The sequence below is a fragment of the Nitrincola tibetensis genome (genome assembly GCF_003284585.1).
GTDB classification, from domain to species: domain Bacteria; phylum Pseudomonadota; class Gammaproteobacteria; order Pseudomonadales; family Balneatricaceae; genus Nitrincola; species Nitrincola tibetensis.
Genome location: NZ_QKRX01000001.1, coordinates 339,618 through 363,463, shown reverse-complemented (window position 1 = coordinate 363,463; position 23,846 = coordinate 339,618). Strand labels below are relative to the sequence as shown.

Annotated in this window: 22 protein-coding genes; 12 read left to right on the top strand and 10 right to left on the bottom strand. The window is 46.4% G+C overall.

Annotation, left to right across the window (positions count from 1 at the left end; genetic code table 11):
* Positions 1–2,007 (top strand): exodeoxyribonuclease V subunit alpha, encoded by a 2,007-nt coding sequence (recD, locus tag DN062_RS01715; protein WP_112156945.1) that lies wholly within the window; start codon positions 1–3, stop codon positions 2,005–2,007.
* 123 nt (positions 2,008–2,130) lie between these two features.
* Positions 2,131–3,342: a tetratricopeptide repeat protein gene (locus DN062_RS01710; RefSeq protein WP_112156944.1), complete on the top strand. Its 1,212-nt coding sequence runs from the start codon at positions 2,131–2,133 to the stop codon at positions 3,340–3,342.
* A 31-nt stretch (positions 3,343–3,373) separates the two neighbouring features.
* Here the strand turns inward: DN062_RS01710 and DN062_RS01705 are convergent, their stop codons facing one another.
* From DN062_RS01705 to DN062_RS01695, 3 genes are read right to left on the bottom strand one after another with little or no spacing between them, the layout of a single operon-like run.
* Complete coding sequence (locus DN062_RS01705; protein ID WP_112156942.1) at positions 3,374–4,117, bottom strand: 3'-5' exonuclease; 744 nt, start codon at positions 4,115–4,117, stop codon at positions 3,374–3,376.
* A gap of 14 nt (positions 4,118–4,131) precedes the next feature.
* On the bottom strand, positions 4,132–6,009 hold the full coding sequence (locus DN062_RS01700) for a DUF294 nucleotidyltransferase-like domain-containing protein (RefSeq protein ID WP_112156940.1): 1,878 nt from the start codon (positions 6,007–6,009) through the stop codon (positions 4,132–4,134).
* A 38-nt stretch (positions 6,010–6,047) separates the two neighbouring features.
* A complete protein-coding gene (locus tag DN062_RS01695; RefSeq protein ID WP_112156938.1) occupies positions 6,048–7,685 on the bottom strand; it encodes a BCCT family transporter in 1,638 nt (545 codons plus the stop codon).
* Positions 7,686–8,132: 447 nt separating this feature from the next.
* Between DN062_RS01695 and DN062_RS01690 the strand changes: the two genes are divergently transcribed.
* From DN062_RS01690 to mnhG, 7 genes are read left to right on the top strand one after another with little or no spacing between them, the layout of a single operon-like run.
* Positions 8,133–10,568 carry a putative monovalent cation/H+ antiporter subunit A gene (locus DN062_RS01690; protein WP_112156936.1) on the top strand — a complete coding sequence of 812 codons (2,436 nt, stop codon included), beginning with the start codon at positions 8,133–8,135 and terminating at the stop codon, positions 10,566–10,568.
* A 1-nt stretch (position 10,569) separates the two neighbouring features.
* Positions 10,570–11,001 carry a Na+/H+ antiporter subunit B gene (locus tag DN062_RS01685; RefSeq protein ID WP_112156934.1) on the top strand — a complete coding sequence of 144 codons (432 nt, stop codon included), beginning with the start codon at positions 10,570–10,572 and terminating at the stop codon, positions 10,999–11,001.
* 10 nt (positions 11,002–11,011) lie between these two features.
* The gene (locus DN062_RS01680) at positions 11,012–11,359 is read left to right on the top strand and encodes a Na+/H+ antiporter subunit C (RefSeq protein ID WP_112156932.1); all 348 of its coding nucleotides are present in this window, start codon (positions 11,012–11,014) and stop codon (positions 11,357–11,359) included.
* Positions 11,356–12,864 carry a Na+/H+ antiporter subunit D gene (locus DN062_RS01675; protein WP_112156931.1) on the top strand — a complete coding sequence of 503 codons (1,509 nt, stop codon included), beginning with the start codon at positions 11,356–11,358 and terminating at the stop codon, positions 12,862–12,864. The genes DN062_RS01680 and DN062_RS01675 overlap by 4 nt, the downstream gene beginning before the upstream one ends.
* Positions 12,861–13,334, top strand: a complete 474-nt coding sequence (locus DN062_RS01670; protein ID WP_112156929.1) for a Na+/H+ antiporter subunit E — start codon at positions 12,861–12,863, stop codon at positions 13,332–13,334. Before DN062_RS01675 ends, DN062_RS01670 begins: the two co-directional genes overlap by 4 nt.
* 15 nt (positions 13,335–13,349) lie before the next feature.
* Positions 13,350–13,619, top strand: coding sequence for an MrpF/PhaF family protein (locus DN062_RS01665; RefSeq protein ID WP_202806780.1), 270 nt, complete (start codon positions 13,350–13,352; stop codon positions 13,617–13,619).
* Entirely contained in the window at positions 13,612–14,049 is a 438-nt protein-coding gene (gene mnhG, locus DN062_RS01660; protein ID WP_112156927.1) for a monovalent cation/H(+) antiporter subunit G, read from the top strand. Before DN062_RS01665 ends, mnhG begins: the two co-directional genes overlap by 8 nt.
* 35 nt (positions 14,050–14,084) lie before the next feature.
* On the opposite strand, the gene DN062_RS01655 is transcribed toward mnhG, so the two are convergent.
* Entirely contained in the window at positions 14,085–15,374 is a 1,290-nt protein-coding gene (locus tag DN062_RS01655; RefSeq protein WP_112156925.1) for a M18 family aminopeptidase, read from the bottom strand.
* Between the two features lie 9 nt (positions 15,375–15,383).
* Positions 15,384–15,938, bottom strand: coding sequence for an FKBP-type peptidyl-prolyl cis-trans isomerase (locus DN062_RS01650; RefSeq protein WP_239995651.1), 555 nt, complete (start codon positions 15,936–15,938; stop codon positions 15,384–15,386).
* A gap of 162 nt (positions 15,939–16,100) precedes the next feature.
* Here DN062_RS01650 and DN062_RS01645 point away from each other — a divergent pair, with 162 nt between their 5' ends.
* The 3 genes from DN062_RS01645 to rpsA all read left to right on the top strand — a co-directional run bounded on the left by DN062_RS01645 (position 16,101) and on the right by rpsA (position 20,867).
* The gene (locus DN062_RS01645; RefSeq protein WP_112156923.1) at positions 16,101–18,200 is read left to right on the top strand and encodes a carboxy terminal-processing peptidase; all 2,100 of its coding nucleotides are present in this window, start codon (positions 16,101–16,103) and stop codon (positions 18,198–18,200) included.
* Between the two features lie 5 nt (positions 18,201–18,205).
* Complete coding sequence (locus DN062_RS01640) at positions 18,206–18,982, top strand: hypothetical protein (protein ID WP_112156921.1); 777 nt, start codon at positions 18,206–18,208, stop codon at positions 18,980–18,982.
* A gap of 202 nt (positions 18,983–19,184) precedes the next feature.
* Entirely contained in the window at positions 19,185–20,867 is a 1,683-nt protein-coding gene (rpsA, locus tag DN062_RS01635; protein WP_112156919.1) for a 30S ribosomal protein S1, read from the top strand.
* Between the two features lie 97 nt (positions 20,868–20,964).
* On the opposite strand, the gene DN062_RS01630 is transcribed toward rpsA, so the two are convergent.
* From DN062_RS01630 to DN062_RS01610, 5 genes are read right to left on the bottom strand one after another with little or no spacing between them, the layout of a single operon-like run.
* Positions 20,965–21,426: a YcgN family cysteine cluster protein gene (locus DN062_RS01630; protein WP_205126617.1), complete on the bottom strand. Its 462-nt coding sequence runs from the start codon at positions 21,424–21,426 to the stop codon at positions 20,965–20,967.
* Positions 21,427–21,428: 2 nt separating this feature from the next.
* Positions 21,429–21,716, bottom strand: a complete 288-nt coding sequence (locus DN062_RS01625) for a YcgL domain-containing protein (RefSeq protein WP_112156916.1) — start codon at positions 21,714–21,716, stop codon at positions 21,429–21,431.
* A 2-nt stretch (positions 21,717–21,718) separates the two neighbouring features.
* Positions 21,719–22,906, bottom strand: a complete 1,188-nt coding sequence (gene rnd / locus DN062_RS01620) for a ribonuclease D (RefSeq protein ID WP_112156913.1) — start codon at positions 22,904–22,906, stop codon at positions 21,719–21,721.
* Positions 22,903–23,514 carry a recombination mediator RecR gene (recR, locus tag DN062_RS01615; RefSeq protein ID WP_112156911.1) on the bottom strand — a complete coding sequence of 204 codons (612 nt, stop codon included), beginning with the start codon at positions 23,512–23,514 and terminating at the stop codon, positions 22,903–22,905. The genes rnd and recR overlap by 4 nt, the downstream gene beginning before the upstream one ends.
* 1 nt (position 23,515) lies before the next feature.
* Complete coding sequence (locus DN062_RS01610) at positions 23,516–23,839, bottom strand: YbaB/EbfC family nucleoid-associated protein (RefSeq protein WP_036506582.1); 324 nt, start codon at positions 23,837–23,839, stop codon at positions 23,516–23,518.
* Positions 23,840–23,846 lie beyond the last annotated feature (7 nt).

Here is a 23,846-nt window from a genome sequence, read left to right as displayed (position 1 = left end):
ATGAAATCCGCCGACCTGCTGCAGGACTCAACCCATCTCATGCAACTGCTGGAAAGCTGGGCCGACGCAGGCTGGTTGCGCTGGCTGGATGTGGAAGTGGCGCGGTTTTTTCATGAGATAACCGAAGATGCCTCGCCTTTGCTCATACTCGCCATTGCTTTAACCAGCCATCAGAATGGCCGTGGACACGTCTGTTTTGACCTAAAGCATGCGCTTGATGCACCGGAAAGCGCCTTGCTGCTTCCTCCTGAAAATGCGCAAAGCACACCGCAGTATCTACCCCAAACGCTCTTTGCCCATATTTCGTTAGCTCAATGGTTTGCGGCCCTTCAACATCCCAGTCTTGTCAGCCAAGGCCCAGGTAACTCACCCTTAGTACTGGGTGGCACAGAAGAGCGCCCCTTGCTTTATCTACGACGTTTTTGGCAACACGAGCAGTCCATCAAACAGGCGATAGAGTCACGCTTATCGACACAGTATGATCTGCCAACTACGCTGCTCAGTGAAAGTTTAAATCGCTTATTTCCTAACGCTGGGATCAAGCCAGATTGGCAGAAAATTGCCTGTGCCCTTGCCGCACGCCAAGCCTTCTCCATCATTACTGGGGGCCCTGGCACTGGCAAAACGACAACCGTTGTAAAGCTGCTGGCCTTGTTGCAACAGGTATCCTTAACCCAACAGGGGCGGCCACTGAGCATTCGTTTAGCCGCACCGACTGGCAAAGCTGCGGCACGGTTAAACGCCTCGATTGCCAGCCAAGTGAAAGGGCTGGACTTATCAAGTTTTGAGAACGAGGCCCAAATTCGCAAAGACATTCCAACGGAGGTAACAACTCTGCATCGTTTGCTCGGGCCTTTGCGAAACAGTCGCTTTTTTCGGCATCATCGTGGAAATCCGCTGCGCGTCGACTTGGTGGTCGTGGATGAAGCATCAATGATTGATGTTGAGCTGATGGCACAACTATTAGATGCCCTTCCCGCTGATGCACGCCTGATCTTACTGGGGGATAAAGACCAGTTGGCCTCGGTAGAGGCTGGAGCTGTTCTGGGCAATTTATGCCATCGGGCCGAGGCGGGACACTACACACCCGATACCCAGGCTTGGCTAGCCAATGTCACTCAACAACCCCTGCCAGATGCGTTTTTGGATCTGAATGGCACAACAAAAGACCAAGCCATTATCATGCTACGGCACAGTTATCGATTTGGCGAGACCTCGGGGATTGGTCATTTAGCACGTCGTGTCAATCAACTGGAGCAACAGGATTCTAGCCCACCTATTTATTCACTTTTTGATCGATTTTCTGACATACAACGAATCCTCCTAAGTTCAACGCCCACTCCAGCATTGGACCAGTTGTTATGCGATCCAGCTTCTGGCTATGGCGCGTACCTGAATACCCTGCATGCGACCCCAATTGAGCAACTCACCTCAGCGAGCGCACGTGATCACTGGGCCTTGAGCATTTTAGAACAACACAGCCAGTTTCAACTTTTGTGTGCACTTCGCAAAGGCGAGCAAGGTGTTGAAGCAATGAACCGCTACATCGAGCAGCTGCTTATCAAGAAGGGACTCATCAAAGAGGTCGGGGCTTGGTATGCAGGGCGCCCGATTATGATTACGCAAAACGACTATAGTTTGAACTTGATGAATGGCGATATCGGTGTAACTCTACCCTACCCCTACCAAAACGATGATGGGCATCCACGTATCGGCCTGCGCGTTGCGTTTTTATCAGGTGATGGTAGTCAGCAAATTCGGTGGATATTGCCGAGCCGACTTCAGGCACATGAAACCGTCTTTGCCATGACGGTGCATAAATCGCAAGGCTCCGAATTTACGCACACGGCACTTATGTTACCCGCTTACGATAATCCGATTCTCACCCGAGAGTTAATTTACACAGGGATCACACGAGCCAAGCGTCAATTCACCTTGATTGATACCTCAAACCAAATTTTGAATAATGCGGTTAAGGCGAGAGTCTATCGAGTAAGTGGACTGTGATTGTTTGGGTTTGCGATATCCTTAGGGATTTAACACAATAGTCTAGGTTCTAAACGAACAGAGCGATCATTTAGCTGAACAGAATCGCGCTCAATCAATTTATAAAATTACTAGGAAGCGTTCATGGCGTCAAAAGCAAAAGGACTCAATCAAAAGCTAGCGCATTTTAAAGAGCAGTTTAAACGCTATTACGCCCAAGGCCAGTTTAATAAAGCTCTAGGGCAGGCGCTCTCAGCGCATAAACTTGTGCCTAAGCATCCGAAACCTCTGTCTGATGCCGCCGTTTGTTGCGTGTATATGACCCGTTGGCAGGATGCCATCGCCTATGCCGACAAGTGCTTAAAGCTCGACCCAAATGATATCCCTGCCTTAGACGCCGCCTCACACGCTTGGTCAGCCTTACATGAGTTTGAGCGGGCTGCGCCCTACGGAGCCAAAGCCATTGCAATAAGAGATGCCTCGATACCCGAACTCGGTACAGATCAACAGCACATATCCGTCGGCCCTTCTGGGCAACGCCGAATCATTGCCTTTTCGCTGTTTGGTGACTCACCCAAATACTGCGAAACAGCCTATTTAAATGTCCTAGCCCAGCCGCAATTCTTACCCGATTGGCTGTGCCGCTTTTACGTGGATTCCAGTGTGCCTGATGGTGTGAAACAGCGCCTTGTTTCAGCAGGTGCCGAAGTCATCGACGTAGATACACCGGAAGCGACTTGGTATGGAACCTTCTGGCGCTTTCTCGCGGCCGATGATCCAAATGCTCAATGGATTATTTTTCGAGACGCTGACTCTTTAATTAGTCAGTACGAGGCTGAAGCGGTCAAGGCTTGGATTCAAGAGGATAGGCCCTTTCATATTATGCGAGACTGGGGATCGCACACTGAGCTGATGCTGGCCGGTATGTGGGGAGTAAAAAGTGGCGCATTGCCCAATATGAAAGCTCTCATTACTGAGTTTTTAGACTCCTATCAAGGTCGAACTCATTTTGCAGATCAGATGTTTTTGCGCCATAAAATCTGGCCCTATGCAAGATGCTCAAACCTGCACCATGATTCGTTGTTTCACACTCCCGGCTCACAGCCCTTCCCTATTGCACGCCAGCCGGATGAACCCCACCTAGGCAGCAATCTGGTGGCCGGCTTTTTTGAGTACCCTGTCTCACCTACCTCTGCAAAGGTTGCTGAATGGGCATTGTTCGATAGCCAAGGCACTCTTTACTGCCAATACACGGCGCCAGTTGTCGAGGGTAAAATCAAAGTCGGCCTACCCAAACCTTTATTGATTCGTATGCAAGATAAAGAGCTGACCTTGCGCATTCTCAGCACGAAATAGTACGAGGGCTAAAGCTAGGATAAAGCCAGCGTTAAAGCCAAAGCGCATCGACAGGGGTATCCGGACTGAATCGATGCGCTATCTGTGCCAACAGCAGCTCAGCGGTTGCCAAGGCATCGGTTAGGGCATGATGCTGCTGATAATAAGGAAGATTATAGCGAGTTCGACTGTCCACCAGACGAATGGAGACGGGCTCCTTACTTAACAATTTATCCAGAAAACTCGTAGGCGCCACTCGGTGAAGCCGTGCTTCCAGCTCCATGGTATCAATCACTGGGAACGCAATTCCTTCACGAATCCGCTTGCGCAGCGCCGCATCTAAAAAAGGCCGTTCGATACCACGGTGATGGACAACCACCACCTTTCCCGCCAATGCAGCCAAAAGATGATCGACAATTCGCATAAAGTCAGGTGCTGATTGTACATCCGAATGGGTAATGCCATGGATCGCGACAGACGCATGATCCAGCTGGGCTCTAGGGCGAACCACCCAATACTTAGCGTTGGCACACTGAATCCGCCTCAGTGTAAAAGGCACCAAACCTATGCTCAGAATGCCATTTTTTATGGGATCAAAGCCTGTCGTTTCAAAATCCAACGCCACAAAATCAATGCGTTCTAAAGGCGTTTTCCCATGGGGTAAGGACTCAGAGTAAAAGGCCTTTAAGCGGACATCTTTAGCCGATAGTGCCGAAGCTTCATAAAACTGGGACCAGTCCAAAGTGGTATCCTCACGATGGATAGAAGACGTATTCGACTTACCTAAATACAGCATAGACCTGCACTCAACTAGCGGTTGGACTGATAACAGAATTTCAAATATTTTTGAGCATTACTTAAAATCTGAAAAGCGTCTTTTAAATTTTTTCGCTCAAAATCTGATAGATGCTCAGGCGCTATATTGTTGTTGGGTTCTTCACCCTTTTCCAAAGCCAATGCTTGATGGCGAATTCTCACCAAGGCGATTAGTTCTAGCGCATCACGTAGATCTTGTCCTCGCCCACGCGGCAGGATGTCTGTTTCTAAAATATCGCGCAAACGATCAAATGAGTTACGCGCCTGTGAGCCAATCGCCAGCGCATGCACTCGAATTAAATCCGCTAAGGGGGCTGTGCCTCTTCGCTTCATATTGATGGTGTTATTTTGACGGCCATCTTGCTCCATCACAAAATCTTTGAAAAACCCTAAAGGTGGGGTCCGATTCAAAGAGTTTCGCGCCATGCAAGCTAAAAATAGCGGACTTTTCTTCGCACGTCGCGCAATAAGCTGATTCAATTGAGTCGCCCACTTTAACTCACCCCAGACACCTTCTAAGTCGAAAAAAATCGAGCTATTCAGTAAAGACTCAGGTGTTGGGTTGTCGATCCATTCTTTGAAATACCCCTCCCATACGTCCAGCGGCTGACGCCAGCGTGCATTGGTGGCCATAATATCGCCCTTGCAATAGGTATAACCGCAGACTGCTAAACCATCGCATACAAACTCGGCAAGGGCTTTAAAATAGCCATCGTGCAATTCAGGATCAAAACGATTGTCCAGAATCATCGCATTATCTTGGTCGGTAATGATCAATTGCTCATCTCGTGCCATTGAACCTAAGGCTAAGAAACAATAAGGGACAGGAGGCGGGCCAAGCTTAGCTTCCCCCAACTCCAGTAAACGCTGCTTAAAACTACGACCGATGACTGCCATCGCACTGCCGATCATACGTGAGTTTGCATCTTCATTGACCATTCGGATAAAGCAGGCTTTCACTTCTGGTAATAAAGCACCGAGCTCTTCAACACTGTTCTGGCGGAAAATACTGCCCACTAAATACAGGCTATTTCGTGATTCGTAGCGAATGATATCGGAAATCGCAATCACGCCCACAGGACGGTGATAAGAGACAACGGGTAAATGGTGCAAATTATAGCGAAGCATGGTCATCATCGCTTCAAACACATACTGGCTTGACTCAATGGTGATCACATCCGTTGACATAATATCCGAAACAGGGGTTGTGTAATCCAAGCCCTTCGCGACCAAGCGTGTGCGCAGGTCTCGATCTGTAATAATGCCGACCATTTTCGGCAAACCGTAATCTGTATCCGACACAGGAGACTGCATGATTAATAAAGACGAAATCGACTCTTCCGACATTAAAATCGCAGCATCTCTAACACTCGCCTGCGCTTCGATACAGACGGGAGGTCGCGTTATCAAATTTTTGACCTCGGAGGCCATCAATTGATTCGCTTGCTCGTGTCTTGAGACCGCACTGCGCAAGCGTGCGCTGTCTTCTATCTCAACAAAATCTGCAAAGGATTCAAATGACTCAAACAACTCTGCAAAAATAGGCTCGGGAATGAAGTAGATTAACGAGTCTTCGAGCGCCTTGGCTGGAAAACGAATTTGCCGATTTCGCAGCAAACCGTATTCGCCAAAAATGCCCCCTTCACTCATTCGATTGTAAAGATCACCGTTACGGCGAAAGACTTCCACCGCCCCGCTTCTAACGACATGCAATGCGTCGATGTCTTGACCAAACTCCAAAATTTGCGTTCCTGCTTTAAAATATCCCACCTCGATATTGTCGGCCACCCAATGCAAGGTGTCGTCAGGCAAGGTATTAAACGGCGGGTAACGCTTTAAAAAATTCTGAACCTCAATCAACTCTGCTTTCATTGCACACTACTCATATCCCGAACCCCATCTCTTAAGGTTTAAACCGCTTTAGGCTCTGTGGCTAAGCCTTTAAACAATGCGACACACGAGGCCAATAATACCAGGGTAAACGGAAAGCCCGTCGATACCGCCATCGCTTGCAGGGCTACCAGCCCACCCCCTAGCAACAGAGCGACCGCTATTAGCCCCTCAAACGTACACCAAAACACACGTTGTGGTGTCGGCGCATTCACCTTACCACCCGCTGCGATGGTATCAATCACCAATGAGCCAGAATCCGATGAAGTTACAAAAAACACCACGACAAGAATAATGGCAATAAAGGAGGTAATCTGCGCTAAAGGCAAGATATCCAGCATACTAAACAACTGCAAGGGTAACGCCGCATCTGCTGCAGCCGAATAACCGGACAAATATTGACTAATGGCTGTGCTACCAAAGACCGTCATCCAAAGCACGCAGGCCGCAGAAGGAATCAATAAGACAGAGATCAAAAACTCCCGTACTGTTCGCCCTCTTGAGACACGAGCGATGAACATCCCCACAAATGGCGACCACGAAATCCACCATGCCCAGTAAAAGGCAGTCCACCCAGAAGCAAAGTTAGCATCTTCTCGGCCGATTGGATTCGATAAGGCGGGTAAATACTGTAAATACGCAGCTAAGTTAGAGAAAAAGCCAGTAATAATGGCTAAAGTCGGCCCAACGATAATGACAAAAAGCATTAACAACACAGCAAGTGTCATATTGATTTCAGACAGCCGCTTCACACCGGCTTCTAAACCCGCCACGACGGAAACCAATGCTATCAACGTAATCCCAAACACCAGCAGCACTTGCGTAGTTGTTCCGTCTGGAATGCCAAAAAGGTAATTAAGACCTGCCGCCGCTTGTGAGGCACCCAAACCTAAAGAGGTTGCCAACCCAAAAAGAGTTGCGAAAACTGCAAGGATATCAATAATATGACCCGGCCAACCCCAAATTCTTTCGCCCAATAGAGGGTAAAACACTGAGCGGATTGTGAGTGGCAAGCCTTTGTTAAACGAGAATAACGCCAACCCTAGTGCCAGCACTGCATAAATGGCCCAGGGGTGCAGTGCCCAGTGATAAATAGTGGCAGCCATGGCTAATCGTTCTGCCGAGGATGCATCCCCTGCTGCTGCACCCAATGGAGCCCAATCGGTTCGAGCGCCCGCTTCTCCTGCGGTGCCACCCATCGATGAAGCGAAATGTGATAAGGGTTCCGAAACGCCGTAAAACATTAGGCCAATCCCCATTCCCGCTGCAAATAGCATGGAAAACCAACCTATGTAACTAAAATCTGGCTTGGCTTCCGTCCCACCAAGGCGCACACGCCCTAGAGGCGAAAAAATGAGGTAAAGACAAATCAGTACAAAAATATTACCGGCACTGATAAAAAACCAGTCCAGATTTGATGTTAACCAGCCTCTCATATTTCCAAACAAGGGGCCGACTTGATTTTGAAATGCCAGTGTTAGCACCACAAATGCAATGACCGACACCCCAGATATCAAAAAGACGCGGTTATGTATATCCAAACCAAAAGGGCCAATTTTAACAGCAATATTGTCTTGGCCGATCTGGTAGTCGGTATCGATTGGATTGACCTCTCCATCTGGAGACATTGGATCATTCACTTTATTGTGTTCGCTCATCTGGGCATACACTCCCTGAAGTGTTTAGTTCAATAAATGGTTAGCTATAGCCACAACTCTGACCTAACCACAGCACACACAAAATACTTTGATTTGCATCATCAAATTAACAGCTGAGTATGACTAGAACTATCGAGAAAAAGACTCATATCTGTCTAATTACGACAAATTCATGAAAATAAAGCATTCTTTGTGATCTTTTACAGAATAACACAAAATACCATTTACTTTGCAATGCAAAGCAAAATCATGAATTATGCCCCCTATACCCGAACACATGAATGACATAGACCTAGTCCATACCACACTGTAAAAACAAGCACCACCCTGTAACTTTTGGAAAAAATTACTAAAATGATTGAACTATTGTCGTAAACAATGAGTCCCTATTCTGAATGATGCGAAGGATATGCCCTTATAAATCAACTAGAAGGTAGTGAAGAGACTATGCAATTAGCCGTCTTACTCATCTTTATACTTGCCGCCTGTGTGCCTTGGCTATACGGCAAACATAAGGACCGCACCAGCAAACTCTTAGCCCTGTTACCCGCAGGACTAACACTTTGGTTTGCACAATTTATTCCCGATATCGCTTCTGGGAACACCATCGTCCATGAACATGCTTGGATTCCAGGGCTCGATATTTCCTTCACCATGATGCTGGATGGACTGTCGCTGATGTTCGCGTTGCTGATTTGCTTTATTGGTACATTCATACTGATATACGCAGGCAACTATCTTAAAGGACATCCATCTTTACCCCGATTCTTAGTGATTTTAATGTCGTTCATGGGCTCTATGCTTGGCCTAGTGCTCTCGGACAATTTGATTACACTCTTCGTATTCTGGGAACTGACAAGTATCACTTCCTATTTATTGATCGGTTTTAATCACCACCAAGCAGACGTTAGAAAGGCGGCCTTACAAGGGTTGATCGTGACGGTTGCTGGCGGCTTAGCCCTATTAGCAGGCTTAGTCATGCTGGCCTCAGCGGCAGGCAGTTACTCTCTTCAAGAAATTTTCAACAGCAATCAAGTTCTGACTGAACACCCCCTTTACGTTGGCATGCTCATTTGCCTTCTGCTCGGTGCCTTCACCAAATCCGCACAGTTTCCCTTCCATTTTTGGTTACCCAATGCCATGGCAGCTCCCACGCCTGTCAGTGCGTACCTTCACTCAGCTACGATGGTTAAAGCAGGCATTTATTTAATGGCGCGCCTACAACCTGAGCTCGGTGGTACGGCTTTATGGATGGCATTGCTGACAAGCTTTGGTGCCTTTACGATGTTTACAGGCGCATTTTTGGCTATCCGAAGCACAGACCTAAAAAAGCTACTGGCCTATTCAACGGTCATGGCACTGGGAACCCTAACGCTTCTGCTTGGCATAGGCACAGAGCTAGCCATGATGGCATTTGCCGCTTACCTCGTGGGACACTCCCTGTATAAAGGTGCGCTGTTCATGCTAGCTGGTATCGTCGATCATGAAACGGGAACTCGTGACGTTACTCAGCTCGGCGGCCTTAGATATCTGATGCCAATTACAGCGATATGCACTCTTGTTGCAGCCTTTTCCTTAGCGGGTCTCCCTCCTTTGTTTGGCTTTGTCGCGAAAGAACTGATGCTTGATGCACTGGTTCAATCGAGCCTTAGCAAGTGGATACTTTTACTGGTTATCGCCTCGGCCGCTTTAGGCGTTGCCGTTGCTGCGATTATTGCGATCAAACCTTTCTTTGGGACCTTGCAAAACACACCTAAAAAAGCGCATGAAGCACCACTTGAACTTTTGGCAGGCCCCGTTGTGCTCACCACGCTATCTCTTCTAATGGGACTGATGCCTGGACTGGCTGGCCAATGGTTTGTGTTACCTGCGGCGGCAAGCGTTTGGGCTCAACCCATTGATGGCTATCTGTCGTTATGGCATGGCTTTAATTGGGCTCTATTGATTTCGCTCATCAGCTTAGGGCTAGGCATCTTGGTCTTTAAGCGTTGGGACTCGGTGCGTTCGATTCTCAGCTTACTTAACCCGCTTATACAACGAGGCCCTGAAGCAGGCTATTTCCGTTTTATGGATGGCATTGTCTATATTGCGCAATGGCAAACTTCACTCTTACAGAATGGCTCTATGCGTAGCTACCTTAGAAGCATCATTCTCACATTTGTTTTGCTCACGGGTTACACCCTGACCCAGCGCTATCAGCTGCATTGGAATTGGGATGTAAGCGTGTATTTACATGAAATCATTGTAGCTCTGCTATTGATCACTGCGGCGGTAACGGCTTGCATTACTCACTCACGCTTAGGTGCTGTGGCAGCGATGGGTGTTGTTGGTTATTCCATTGCGCTCTTCTTCACTCTTTTCAGCGCGCCAGATCTTGCTATTACACAAATATTGGTTGAGACCTTAACTGTTATCCTACTGGTATTGGTGTTATTTAGGCTGCCAGGATTTGGCAATATTTCCACTACCGCAGAGCGTGGACGTGATGCAGCTGTCGCTATTTTAACGGGGACACTCATTACACTGCTGATTATGATCACGATTGATATTCAACTCTTCCCCCCCATTTCAGATTACATGATTGAAAATAGCCAACCTTTGGCGTACGGACGCAATATTGTCAATGTGATTTTGGTGGACTATCGAGCTCTGGATACATTGGGTGAGATTTTTGTGCTGGCACTGGCTGCCATGGGTGTTTACGCCATGATTAAATTCCGCCCTGATACAGCACCCGGTGCAAATCAGTATGCAGGGACCTTAATCTTGCCTCCGAAGAACCTTTCAGCATCTAGCACGGAGGATACTCAACCCTCAACGCTTTCAAAACAAAGCCTTTCATCATCAACGAAGCTCAGCAAAAATAAACAGGAGGGCAATTAATATGATGAAGCCAGGCACGCTGATTTTACATGTAGCTGCGCGCTTCTTAGTGCCCTTACAGCTGGTTTTTTCTATATTTCTCTTACTAAGAGGTCACAACGAACCAGGCGGAGGCTTTATTGCAGGGTTGGTCGCATCGGGGGCGTTTGCATTGTATTTATTTACATTTGGAGCAGCAGTTACGCGAGATCTCATGCGAGTTGACCCTCGTAACTTAATAGGGATCGGTTTACTGATTGCTATGATCTCCGCCCTACCCGCTTGGTTTCATGGACAAGCCTTTTTAACCTCACAATGGTGGCCTATTTTATTGCCGGGAGGCACTGAAATTAAGCTTTCAACCCCTTTGTTTTTTGATATTGGTGTTTATGTAACCGTTTTGGGTTCAGTCATGACCATGCTGGTCGCACTGACTGAAACTGAAGAGCGTTAAGGAGTTTTTTATGGAACCTATTATGGCAATCGTCACAGGTTGCTTGTATGCCTCTGCAATCTACATGATGTTACGGCGCAGTATCGTTAAACTCGTCATTGGACTTATGTTACTGTCCAATGCAGCGAATTTGTTAATTTTCACATCTGCAGGAATGACACGTGGAGCACCTCCCCTGATTCCTTTAGGGGCCATGCAGCCCGATGGTGTCATAGCTGACCCCTTGCCTCAGGCCCTGATATTAACAGCCATTGTAATTGCCTTTGGCGTTTTGTCGTTTGCCGTTGTATTGATTCATCGTGCCTACAACATCATTCATACTGACAACCTTGATGAAATGAAGGATACCGACACGTGAGAGCTGAAGTTGCGTTACCCATTTTAGTTCCTTTACTTTTTGGAGCTTTGTCGTTGATCGCCTGGCGTTCTAACCTGATGCAGCGTGTGCTCGGTATTATCGGCTCAGTGACACTGTTAATTTGCAGCATCTGGCTGCTGATGAGCGTTCTTGATCAAGGACATGTCGTCATGTACATGGGGGGGTGGATGGCCCCCTATGGCATCACGTTGGTAGCCGATCTACTGAGCGCTATCATGGTGGTATTAACGGGGATGATGGCTGTTGCTATTGCGATCTATTCTCTTTCATCGGCCTCACCAAGCCATGAGAAGTTCGGCTACTATCCGCTAATGCATTTGCTGCTAGCAGGTGTAGCAGGATCCTTTTTAACAGGTGATATTTTCAACCTATATGTCTGGTTTGAGGTCATGCTCATCGCATCATTTGCCTTGTTAATTCTGGGTGGCGAGCGTGCGCAAATGGAGGGAGCGATTAAGTATGTCACGCTCAACCTTCTATCCTCTGCTATTTTTCTGAGTGCTATTGGCTTGCTTTACGGTTTGGTCGGCACGCTAAACATGGCGGACATTGCTGTAAAACTCTCACAAACCGAGCATACTGGGCTGGTGGATGTCATTGCGGTGATGTTCATGATTGCATTTGGCATTAAAGCCGCCGCTTTCCCGCTCTTCTTTTGGTTACCTGCCTCTTATCATACGGGACCAGTTGCTGTATCCGCGCTATTTGCAGGGCTTTTAACCAAAGTGGGCGTGTATGCACTGTTCAGGGTATTCACCCTTATTTTCAACCAAAGCCCTGAGTTTACTCATCAGTTGCTGCTCTGGGGTGCGGCCTTTACTATGCTGACGGGCGTATTAGGTGCTGCTGCACAATTTGAGTTTAGGCGGATTCTATCATTTCACATCGTCAGCCAAATTGGCTATATGCTGCTAGGCTTGGCCTTGTTTACGCCTTTAGCCTTGGTGGGCGGTGTGTTCTACATCATGCATCACATTATTGTGAAAACAAATCTGTTCCTCATCAGCGGTATCGTCCATCGCCTATTGGGAACCTATGATTTAAAGCAATTAGGCGGTGTATACAAGGATAGACCCTACCTCAGTATTTTATTTTTAATTCCGGCACTATCACTGGCAGGCTTACCCCCACTGTCCGGATTTTTCGCTAAATTCATTATCATTCGTGCAGGTATTGAAGCTGAAGCTTGGGTTGTCACAGCTATTGCCCTGATTGTCGGCTTACTCACGTTGTATTCAATGATAAAAATTTGGGCTGAGGTTTTTTGGAAACCCCTACCAGAGAATCATTCTACCGTCGATAGCAATCCATCGACGAAGCCTTCAAGCCTTGCGTTTCTCTACATTCCGGTGGTGTTACTTGGTGCATGTACCTTATTTATTGGACTTAACGGTCAGCCCATCTATGAAATAGCAGAAGCATCAGCCAAACAACTGTTAAACCCAGCGTTGTATATTGAAGCGGTTTTGGGAGAAACACCATGATTGCATTTATGTGGAATCTGCTCTTAGCCCTGATTTGGGTCGTTTTAACAGGCGATCTTAGTGGCTACAACTTGCTTGCAGGCATGATCGTTGGTTACTTAGTCTTAGGGCTCATGCAACGCCAAGTCCCTGTCCTTAGGGGCTATACAAGCCGTCTACCACGATTGTTTCGATTCATCTGCTTTTTTATTAAAGAGCTGATCATGGCAAACCTAAAAGTTGGCTTTGATATTGTAACGCCTATCTGGCACATGAAGCCCGGCGTTATTGCAATGCCACTGGACGCAAAAACAGACATGGAAATCACCATGGTCGCCAATCTTATTTCATTAACCCCCGGCACTCTTAGCCTAGACGTTTCGGATGATCGTCGTGTTTTGTTTATCCACGCCATGTTTCTCGATGATGAGCCAGCGCTTAGAGCCAGCTTAAAAGAGATGGAACGCAGGGCTTTAGAAATTTTACGCTAGGCGCAGGAGGTTGTTGTGCAATTTGTCATTTACTTAACGTTTATCATCTTTAGCATTTCGATGGTATTAGTGTTTATTCGGTTAATCATTGGACCCACCCTCCCTGATCGAGTGGTTGCTCTAGAGTTATTGGCGTCCATTATTGTCGGGATGATAGGGGCTTATGCCATTTATACCGACACGTCCAGCTTCATTGATGTTGCGATCGTTGCAGCCTTAACTGCATTTTTAGCCGCCATAGGCTTCGCCCGCTTTTTAGAACGAGGAGGTCCGCGTAATGATTGATTGGATTATTAAACTACTGATGCTATCGAGCGCGATTTTCACCTTACTGGCCGCAGTGGGTATTATTCGCTTACCCGACCTGCTCACCCGTATGCACGCCACGACTAAAGCAGGTGCGCTGGGGATTGCATTAATGATGGTGGCAACTATGTTCCACTTTTTTGATGCAGTGGTCTTCGCAAAAGGGCTTGCGGTCATTATTTTCATCCTGATTACAGCGCCAATTGCCGCCCACGCCATTGGTCGTGCCGGCTACTTTGTTGGCATTCCTGTGTGGGAGAGAACCATCAAAGATGAACTCGTCCACTGTTACGATGAAGATACGCATCGGCTGCTTAGCGGGCTGGAAACAGAAGAAGAGCTTGAGATTTATCGACAAAATCTCGACTTAAAGCCACGTATTCGCATTAAACAAAAAACGACTGAGTGATTTGCCTCACTCAGTCGCCTCACTCTTTTCAGGCCTTACAGAGCGTTAGTTGCATTAAAGCTCTGTAAGATTTGATAAAGGTAGAATCCGTCATCAACGCCTGCCATTTCACGAATTGAATGCATCGCAAATTGTGGAACCCCAACATCAACAGTGGCAATCCCCGTTTCAGTGGCGGTAATCGGCCCTATGGTACTGCCACAAGCCATATCACTGCGTACAACAAAGCATTGCACGGGCACATTAATGGATTCTGCTAAATTGCGGAAAATTGCACTGGTCTCACTGTTGGTCGCATAGCGTTGATTTGAGTTGATTTTTATAACAGGACCTGCATTCAATTTAGGTCCATGATTTTCATCATGTCGGTCCGCAAAGTTTGGATGTATGCCATGTGCATTATCGGCAGACACAAACAATGACCGAGCCAAAATAGACCAACGCTCGTCCGTTTTGGGCAGCACTCGCTCGAGCCATTGACTTAACATAGGCCCCTGAGCACCGCAGGCACTGGCACTTCCAACCTCTTCATGATCATTGCAAATCAATAACTGACAAGGCCCAGGAGTCGCATCAATCAAGGCCTGCATGCCAATGTAACAACTCAAGAGATTATCCAGTCTTGCTGAAGTAATGAATTCATCTGCCAATCCCACTGTGTTTGCAGGATTTACATCATAGAAAGATAGTTCATAATCCAAGACCTTATCTATCGACACTGATGCATTGGACTCAATACAGGTCTTTAGAAACTCACGAAAGTCAGCCTTCTCTTGCGCTTGTCCAAGGATGGGTGGTAGATAGGTTTGGGCATTGATACTGCGCGATGCATTGGCTTCACGATCCAAATGTATCGCTAAGCTCGGAATCACAGCAACTGGCTTTTTCAAATCAATTAACTGGCTGCTTACCTCACCCGTCTCTGTGCGAAACGTCACCCGGCCAGCTAATGATAGATCACGATCAAACCAAGGGTTCAATAATGCCCCTCCATAGACCTCAACCCCCAATTGACTGTATCCATGCCGATGCATTTCCGGTTGAGGCTTCACACGCAAACACGGAGAATCGGTATGCGCTCCCGTCATGCGCATCCCTGCAGCAAAACCAACGGAATCAGTGGGTTGACGCCAAGCCAAAATAGACGAGCCATTTTTAAGCGTAAAATATCCTTGACCAGGGGCTAATACCCAAGAAGAGGACTCAGACACCTCTATAAATCCCGCATTCTCAAAGCGAAGCTTGAGTTGCTGGACAGCATGAAAGGGGGTCGGTGATGCATCCAAAAACAGTTTTAAATCGTGAATAAACACTGACGGTTGCATGAAACCTCCTTAGTGGGACGCGGGATGAGAGATAGACTCCGAATGGAGAAGCTCAACTGTAAAAATTAATGCGGAATTCGCGGGAATATCAGGTGATGGGCTACGCGCTCCATAGGCTAAATCCGCAGGAATATAAATTTCACGAATTTCACCTGGGCGCATTTGCACTAGAATTTCAGACCAACCTGGAATCAGCGCATCAACTGGAAAGCTGGATGGCACCCCTCTTGCGTAACTGCTATCAAATACATGGCCATCAATACGACGCCCCTCATAGTGGACAGTAACCCTGTCCCTTCGCCCCGGCGGGCTCACTTGAGGATCATCGGCCACTTTTAACAGGCGAAACTGAACACCACTGTCTAGCTGTTCAACACCTTCATTCTGGAGATTTTGTGCCAAAAATACATCACCCTGTTGCCGAGTTTCGTCATTTATCGCCTTATCAATTAAGGTCTGACGAAAGGCTTCTCTATCTAAATCTTCAGAACAGCCCTGAGTTATCAGACAAATACAAATCAAGGTAGCAATCAAAGCGAATCTAAAGCACAATCTATATGACACATTTCTCTCCAGTACACGACATAGAGAGTATTTTACATTAGCATTGTTAAACACTACATAGGATTCTGCAGAATTGTATGCTTAGCGCTCTGTTTTTAAGGAACTTGCGTATAGGTTATCAAGTCTCATGCTTAAGACGATAAAGTCAGGAATACGTTTGATATGACCAGAAGATTGAAACACCCTATACTTCTCAGCCTTTTATTTGGGCTGTTGTTGCTGATCAATACTGCTCATGCCCGATTCAATCCTCAACCTGAACATGAGCAGGCGTTACGGGATGTAATTTCAGCACTCCAGCAAAATCACTATAGTGGTAAGCAACTCGACCCAGAGTTGTCATCCAATATTTTGGATCGCTACTTCAAAGATCTAGATCCATCTCGAATCTATTTCTATGATGAAGATATTGCCATGTTCGAGCCGATTCGATATACCCTTGGTTTAGAAATCTATGAAGGCAAAAGCCAAACAGGTTTCGACATTTATAATCTATTCCATAAACGTAACCTAGACAGAATCGATTTCTTACTGTCCTTATTATCTGATGATCAGCATATTTTTGATTTTAACAACGATCAAGAGCTTGAAACGGATCGGAGCCAGGCCCCTTGGGTTAACTCAACAGAAGCCATGAATACACTCTGGTATGACCGCTTAAAAAATGCATTGATCAGTCTAAAACTATCCGATCAAACATTGGGTGAAGCTAAACAAACTTTAATAAAACGCTATGAAAGTCAAAGAGCAAGACTCGAGCAAACCAATCATGAAGATGTGTTTGAACGTTTTGCAAATGCAATTGCGCACGAATTTGATCCACACAGCCAGTATCTGTCGCCTAGAAATCAAGAAAACTTTCAAATCAACATGAGTCTGTCGCTTGAAGGTATAGGTGCTGTGTTACAAGGTGAAGATGAATACACCAAAATAGTGCGCCTAGTGCCTGCAGGTCCTGCTGACAAAAGTGGTCAATTGCGCCCTTCAGATCTGATCGTTGGGGTTGGGCAAGGCGAAGATGGCCCCATTGAGGATGTTGTAGGATGGCGCTTGGATGATGTTGTTAAACTTATTCGCGGACCTCAATCCAGCACAGTTCGTTTACAAATCATTCCAGCAGACTCTATGGATCGTACTGCACGTCGTGTTGTAACCATAATTCGGGACAAGGTTCGCCTCGAAGAACAGGCCGCACAGAAAAAAGTGCTTGAAATAGAACGCAACAATCAGATGTTCAAAGTAGGTGTCATTGAAATACCCGCTTTCTACATCGATTTTTCAGCGATGCAAGCAGGTGATCCCGAATACAAAAGCACGACTCGTGATGTTGAACGACTGATCGCGCAACTCAAACAAGAAGACGATATTGATGCGTTAATTATCGATCTTCGCAACAATGGCGGTGGTTCTCTCAGAGAGGCCAATGAGCTAACGGGGCTATTTATCACACGTGGCCCTACTGTGCAAATTCGAGATGCAAGTGGACGCGTGGATATTCTTGGTGACTTTGACCCCAAAGTAGCATGGAGTGGCCCCTTAACTGTAATGGTTAACCGCTTAAGTGCTTCTGCGTCTGAAATTTTTGCAGGTGCCATACAAGATTACAACCGAGGCATAATCGTCGGTGGGCGTACTTTCGGTAAAGGGACGGTTCAAACCTTGCTCCCCCTTGATCACGGCCAACTCAAATTAACGCACGCAAAGTTCTATCGAATTTCGGGTGAAAGCACTCAGAACAAAGGCGTCGTTCCTGATATCGAGTTCCCCACCCTCTTCGATGAAAGCCAAATTGGTGAGAGTGCGCTTGAAGGTGCCTTGCCTTGGGATACAGTTAATTCAGTGAGATACGGTCGCTTTCCAAGTTTGACGCCTTACATCAGCGAATTAAGCCACTTGCATCTGGTCAGATCAGAGCAAAATCCGGATTTTATATTCATGCGTCGCCATGTTGAGCGGAGTAAAGAGCAGCGAGACCAAACAAAAGTTCCTCTCAACATTTCACGTGTGAGAGAACAACGAGATGAAATCGAGCAATGGCAGATTACGACTGAGAATCAACGCCGCATGGCGAAAGGTGAGCCTCCTATAAAAGTGTTATCTGAACTTGACGACTTGTTACCTAAAGACAATCAAGGTCGCATCATCAATCCAGAATCTGAATCAGCATTAGTTGAGTCAGCGGAGATTACGATCGATTTTATTGATTTGAATTTACGTCATACAGCGCAAAACAATGGGCGTGTAAATAACTCTAGGCAGTAATGAGTATGTCAACTAAAAACACAGCAATTATAGGGGTTGTATTATTACTTGTTTTGGGCGGAGTTGGCTTCTTCATTTATACAACGATGATGTCACAACATGAGCGCAACTCAGTTGATCTAGAAAAATTTGGTTTTGACTTAACTGGTGCCCCTAGCACCGACGAAGCGTCTGTCGGTGTTTTAGGGACGACCCAACTACCTTCGACTTTTGGCTCAGGACAACTCACTCCAGGTGAGCGCGTTGTGCATGGGTTAGTTAGAGACAGAAACTTGATGATTACAGAAAATCAAGTTTTGCAAAAGGAAATTGATGCTCTTAAGGCTCAGATCGCTAGACTTGAAGAATCACTAAAGGTTAGTGAGCACTTTTCGCCTGAAAGCTTCAATCAGGAGCTTTCGAGAGTTGGCAGTATGCTGCAAATCTACCTCCAACAGTCGCCAGATGTTGCCCGGTTTAGTCCATTCAGACAAGAAACAATGGCGGCAGCAGGTTTGATGGAGTACAAGCGCTTCGTTGAGAGCAACCATCTTATGCTGGATTCCGCTCAGCGTACGCGTTTAGTACTAGAGTACCTCCCGGCTTACATGTTTTGCGTAGGTGATGCTGTGCAGCTCGCTGCCAATAACATGCGTGAAGAACAGTTGATTCGCGCCTATTTTAATGCGCCAGACACAACCCTCTTACCAGAAGAGCTGCAAGAAGATCTTGAAACCGTGCTTCCCCCTTGCCAGCAAGAGCTTCGCACACAATTTCAAAATGAGCTTCCCAATCTACGTTAAGCCCATATTAGGCTCAACAGCAGATATATTGCTCAAATACTGTTCAGCAGCCTTCAGTCGCTGTATAATTCGTTCTCTTTTTTGAAAGCAGGTATCATCGCCAGCACAGGTGCCTGTTGTTCATATTAACGATAACCGACCCTGTATAACTGGCGTTACAGGCTGGAAGCTGCGATCCTGCAGCGAACTATAGGACAATTTCATGAGCGAAAGCTTTGCTGATCTGTTTGAAGAATCCCTACTCTCTCTGGATATGACTCCAGGTACTTTGGTGATGGGCGAAGTCGTTGATATCGACAGCGACTGGGTTACCGTTAACGCGGGTTTAAAATCTGAAGCCATCATTCCTCGTTCACAATTCCTGAACGACAACAATGAACTGGAAATCAAAATTGGCGATACCGTTAAAGTCGCACTCGAAGCTGTTGAAGATGGCTTTGGTGAAACGCGTCTTTCTCGTGAAAAAGCTAAGCGTTCAGAGGCATGGGAAGTTCTACAGAGCAAATTTGACGCTGAAGAAACCGTTAAAGGTTACATCTCTGGCAAAGTCAAAGGTGGCTTTACGGTTAGCATCAATAACATTCAAGGTTTTTTACCTGGTTCATTGGTTGATGTGCGCCCTGTTCGCGACGTTGATCACCTTGAAGGAAAAGAGCTTGAATTCAAACTAATCAAGCTTGATCCAAAGCGTAACAACATCGTTGTTTCTCGTCGCGCCGTTATGCAAGAAGCAAACAGTGCACAACGTGATGAGTTACTTGCTACTCTGGATGAAGGCCAAGTGGTTAAAGGTTTCGTTAAGAACCTGACCAACTACGGTGCGTTCATCGATTTAGGTGGTGTTGATGGTCTGTTGCACATCACAGATATGGCTTGGAAGCGCATTTCTCACCCAAGCGAAATGCTGAACCCAGGTGATGAAATCTCTGTTCGCATCATCAAGTTTGACAAAGACTCTGGTCGTATCTCTTTAGGTCTGAAGCAGTTGTCTGAAGATCCATGGGAAGCAATCAAAAACCGTTACCCTGCTGGCAGCAAAACCGCTGCTCGTGTTACCAATCTGACTGATTACGGCTGCTTCGCGTCTATCGAAGACGGTGTAGAAGGCTTGGTTCACGTGTCTGAAATGTCTTGGACTAACAAAAACATCCACCCATCTAAGATCGTTCAGATCGGTGATGAAGTTGAAGTGATGATCCTTGACGTTGATGAAGAGCGTCGCCGTATTTCCTTAGGTATCAAGCAGTGCACTGCTAATCCATGGGTTACTTTCTCTGAGCAGTACGCTGCCGGTGACAAGGTTCGTGGAACAATCAAGACTATTACTGACTTCGGTATCTTCGTCGGCCTAGACAACGATCTTGACGGTTTGGTTCACATGTCTGACATTTCATGGGAAGCCGATGCTGAAACAGCTCTGCGTCAATTCAAGAAAGGCGACGAAGTTGAAGCCGTTATCCTGTCTATCGATGCAGAAAAAGAACGTATTTCTTTGGGCGTTAAGCAATTAGAAAGCGATCCATTCGCTGAATTCGTTGCAAGCCATGAGAAAGGTGCGATTGTTAATGGTGTTGTCAAGAGCGTTGATGCTAAAGCAGCTGTCATCGAATTACTCGAAGGCGTTGAAGCTCAATTGAAAGTGTCTGAAATTTCATCTGAGCGCATAGAAGATGCGACAACAGCACTGAAAGAAGGCGACAAAGTTGAAGCTAAAATCATCAACATTGATCGTCGCAACCGCGCTATCAGCTTGTCAATCAAAGCGAAAGACCAAGCTGAAGAGAAAGCCGCTATCAGCGCTGTTCGTAATCAAGAAGTTGACGTTGCAGGTCCAACCACCATCGGTGACTTGATCAAGCAACAATTAGCTAACCAAAACAGCTAATTTCTAATACCTTATACCAAGGGATAAATAAAAAGGAGCCATTTGGCTCCTTTTTTTGTTTTTAATGTTCAATATAAGTGCAAATACTCAGACGCGATTATCGGCTGCGAAAAAAAACGGCCTCTTCAATCACATAATCAACCAGATCGTCTTCATCGATTTCATCGTCTTTCACTTCATACACACTTAAAACTGAAGCATGTGCTTCAATAACACTTTCCGGCGAACCCGTTAATAGTGGATGCCAATGAGGTAAATCCTTACCCTCATGAATCAAACGGTACGAGCAGGTTGGTGGCAACCAATGAAAAACCTCAACATCTTCTGGTCTTAATTGCACACAAATCGGTACCAATTGCGTGCGCTCAGCATAGCGAGTGCATTGACAGGTTTCATCATTCAATAAATGGCACACGACCGTAGTGTAAAATACTTCGTCTGTATCTTCGTCTTCAACCTTATGCAAGCAGCACAAGGCACAACCATCGCATAAAGACTCCCACTCAGTTGGGCTCATCTCTGCTAACGTCTTACGACGCCAAAACACCTCTTGTGCCACGCTTATCTGACCCCTGTTTCAGGCCGACCAGGAAATAGGTCCAGTAAGTAGTCTTCTTTAGGCGGTGGCATTTGCAAGAAAAACCCCTTTTCCTGAATCGAACTTAGAACATCTTTAACATTCACTCGAGCCAGCTCACGCTTTTCTGTCATTGGCATGTCCATCACATGCTGAGCTTTACCAAACTTATCTAACAGCACCTCAGGCACTTTCTTTAAACCATCGCGCTTGTCCACATATAAATACATCTCATCCTTACGCGAACTACGGTAGATCGAACAAATCAACATTTTCAATCACTCTCATTATCAAAACTTTGCAGATAACTTAGCATCAAATCACCCACGAGCGCTTTTCGCCAACCTCTCAAAGTGCGGGGCAATTGATAAGCGCCCTCTTCACTCTTCGAATTAATTAATTTTTCAACATCTTTACGCCGCGCCAAAATCTCCGGCAAAATGTTTTCTCGCTTCGCCACCTCGCGCGCAAGACTCAGCAACTTCTTTAGCTCTTTGCTTCGATACACATGAGCTGGCAAATGTATTTGCTTCGGCGGATTCTCTTCAGCTGAAACCTTTGCTTCTTTCAGAACCGCCAATATGGCCTGGCCATCTTCTTGCACGGCACTTCTGCGCATGTCCTTAATTGAACTCAACTCCTCCAATGTGGATGGCCATTGCTGGATAATGTCTAAAATGACTTCATTGCGGAGAACTTTTGGCCGACAAAGGTTGCGTGCTCGACATGCCTGCTCACGCCAAGCGGCAAGATCACGGCAAGCAGCCAAGGCCTCATCCGAGTTAACATTCAGTTGAGTAAAGCGTCGGTAATACTCCTGACCTGTTGGATCCGCATCACGAGAAGAGTCCGCCAACAAAGTGCTCTCTTCAAGTACCCAGTCTAAACGCCCCAACTGCTTTAACTCATGCATTAAACGAACAGCAATATTGCCCAAGTAGGCAACATCCAAGGCGGCATAATGCACTTGTTCAGGCGTCAAAGGGCGTTGCAACCAATCAGAGGTTGTTTGAGCTTTGCCCAAATCGATATTCAGGGCATGCTTGACTAAACGCTGCAGCCCCATGCTAAACCCCCAGTTCGCAAAAGCCGCTGCAATTTGCGTATCAAACAAAGGAGTTGGAACAACACCATAACTATTGCGAAAGAGCTCTAAATCTTCGCTGCATGCATGAAAAACCTTCAATACTGAAGGATTCACCAGCAAAGCAATCAAGGCACTCATATCATCTATTGCTAATGGATCAATCAGATAGCAATGTTGGCGATCAGCCAATTGGATCAGGCCCGGTACAGGGTAAAATGTATCAAAGCGAATAAACTCTGTATCTATTGTCAACAAAGGTTCTTGTGACCACTGCTCACAAAGCTCAACCAATGCACGCTGATCTGTGACCCAAATAGGCTGAGCAGCACCAGCATCAAGCAAAGGGTACGGCTGTTCGACAGGTTCTATTGTCATTTAATATCTCGTTGTAATGTACGTCGTCCTGCTAGCGCATGCGCAAGTGTCCCGCCATCCACAAATTCTAACTCGCCACCCACAGGAACACCGTGAGCAATACGACTCACCCTGACATCAGCATCATTTATTTGTGCTGCGATAAAGTGCGCCGTTGCCTCTCCCTCAACATTGGGATTGGTTGCCAGTATTAATTCTTTAATCCCTTCACTGACCACGCGCTCTAACAAATGCCCAATGCCTAAATCATCAGGACCTATCCCATCAATAGGAGACAAATGGCCTTTTAAGACAAAGTAGACGCCACGGAACCCACCTGTTTGCTCAATCGCAATCAAATCGACGGGCGACTCCAGAACACACATAACCTGCTTGTCACGCGTATCATCCGCACAAATATCGCACACTGGCGTTTCAGATAGGGTATGACAGATTTGGCATTCACCTATCTTTTCAACGGCCTCATGCAAGGCATTTGCCAAATGACGCGCACTCTCGCGCTCACGCTCTAATAAATGCAATGCCATACGCTGTGCAGATTTCGGTCCAACGCCAGGCAAGCATCGCAATGCCGTGATCAACTGCTGTAATAAGGGACTAAACGACATATTAGAAAGGCATTTTAAATCCAGGTGGAATTCCCATACCACCTGTGACTTTAGCCATACGCTCCTGAGTGCTCTGTTCAACTTTTCTGACAGCATCATTCACGGCCGCTGCGATGAGGTCTTCCAGTATTTCTTTATCTTCTTCCATCAAACTATCATCAATGCTCACGCTTTTAACATCGTGACGACCATTCATGACAATGCTGACGAGGCCTGCTCCTGACTCACCTTTGACTTCAGCTTTAGCGATTTCTTCTTGAGCTCGCTGCATTTCTTCTTGCATTTTTTGGGCCTGCTTCATCAGGTTCCCCATATTCTTCATCATACTCTTT

Excerpts from the sequence above, each read along its gene's own strand:
- recD (WP_112156945.1), top strand. The coding sequence starts at position 1 with ATGAAATCCGCCGACCTGCTGCAGGACTCAACCCATCTCATGCAACTG.
- DN062_RS01710 (WP_112156944.1), top strand. The coding sequence starts at position 2,131 with ATGGCGTCAAAAGCAAAAGGACTCAATCAAAAGCTAGCGCATTTTAAA.
- DN062_RS01705 (WP_112156942.1), bottom strand. The coding sequence starts at position 4,117 with ATGCTGTATTTAGGTAAGTCGAATACGTCTTCTATCCATCGTGAGGAT.
- DN062_RS01700 (WP_112156940.1), bottom strand. The coding sequence starts at position 6,009 with ATGAAAGCAGAGTTGATTGAGGTTCAGAATTTTTTAAAGCGTTACCCG.
- DN062_RS01695 (WP_112156938.1), bottom strand. The coding sequence starts at position 7,685 with ATGAGCGAACACAATAAAGTGAATGATCCAATGTCTCCAGATGGAGAG.
- DN062_RS01690 (WP_112156936.1), top strand. The coding sequence starts at position 8,133 with ATGCAATTAGCCGTCTTACTCATCTTTATACTTGCCGCCTGTGTGCCT.
- DN062_RS01685 (WP_112156934.1), top strand. The coding sequence starts at position 10,570 with ATGATGAAGCCAGGCACGCTGATTTTACATGTAGCTGCGCGCTTCTTA.
- DN062_RS01680 (WP_112156932.1), top strand. The coding sequence starts at position 11,012 with ATGGAACCTATTATGGCAATCGTCACAGGTTGCTTGTATGCCTCTGCA.
- DN062_RS01670 (WP_112156929.1), top strand. The coding sequence starts at position 12,861 with ATGATTGCATTTATGTGGAATCTGCTCTTAGCCCTGATTTGGGTCGTT.
- mnhG (WP_112156927.1), top strand. The coding sequence starts at position 13,612 with ATGATTGATTGGATTATTAAACTACTGATGCTATCGAGCGCGATTTTC.
- DN062_RS01655 (WP_112156925.1), bottom strand. The coding sequence starts at position 15,374 with ATGCAACCGTCAGTGTTTATTCACGATTTAAAACTGTTTTTGGATGCA.
- DN062_RS01645 (WP_112156923.1), top strand. The coding sequence starts at position 16,101 with ATGACCAGAAGATTGAAACACCCTATACTTCTCAGCCTTTTATTTGGG.
- DN062_RS01640 (WP_112156921.1), top strand. The coding sequence starts at position 18,206 with ATGTCAACTAAAAACACAGCAATTATAGGGGTTGTATTATTACTTGTT.
- rpsA (WP_112156919.1), top strand. The coding sequence starts at position 19,185 with ATGAGCGAAAGCTTTGCTGATCTGTTTGAAGAATCCCTACTCTCTCTG.
- DN062_RS01625 (WP_112156916.1), bottom strand. The coding sequence starts at position 21,716 with ATGTTGATTTGTTCGATCTACCGTAGTTCGCGTAAGGATGAGATGTAT.
- rnd (WP_112156913.1), bottom strand. The coding sequence starts at position 22,906 with ATGACAATAGAACCTGTCGAACAGCCGTACCCTTTGCTTGATGCTGGT.
- recR (WP_112156911.1), bottom strand. The coding sequence starts at position 23,514 with ATGTCGTTTAGTCCCTTATTACAGCAGTTGATCACGGCATTGCGATGC.
- DN062_RS01610 (WP_036506582.1), bottom strand. The coding sequence starts at position 23,839 with ATGATGAAGAATATGGGGAACCTGATGAAGCAGGCCCAAAAAATGCAA.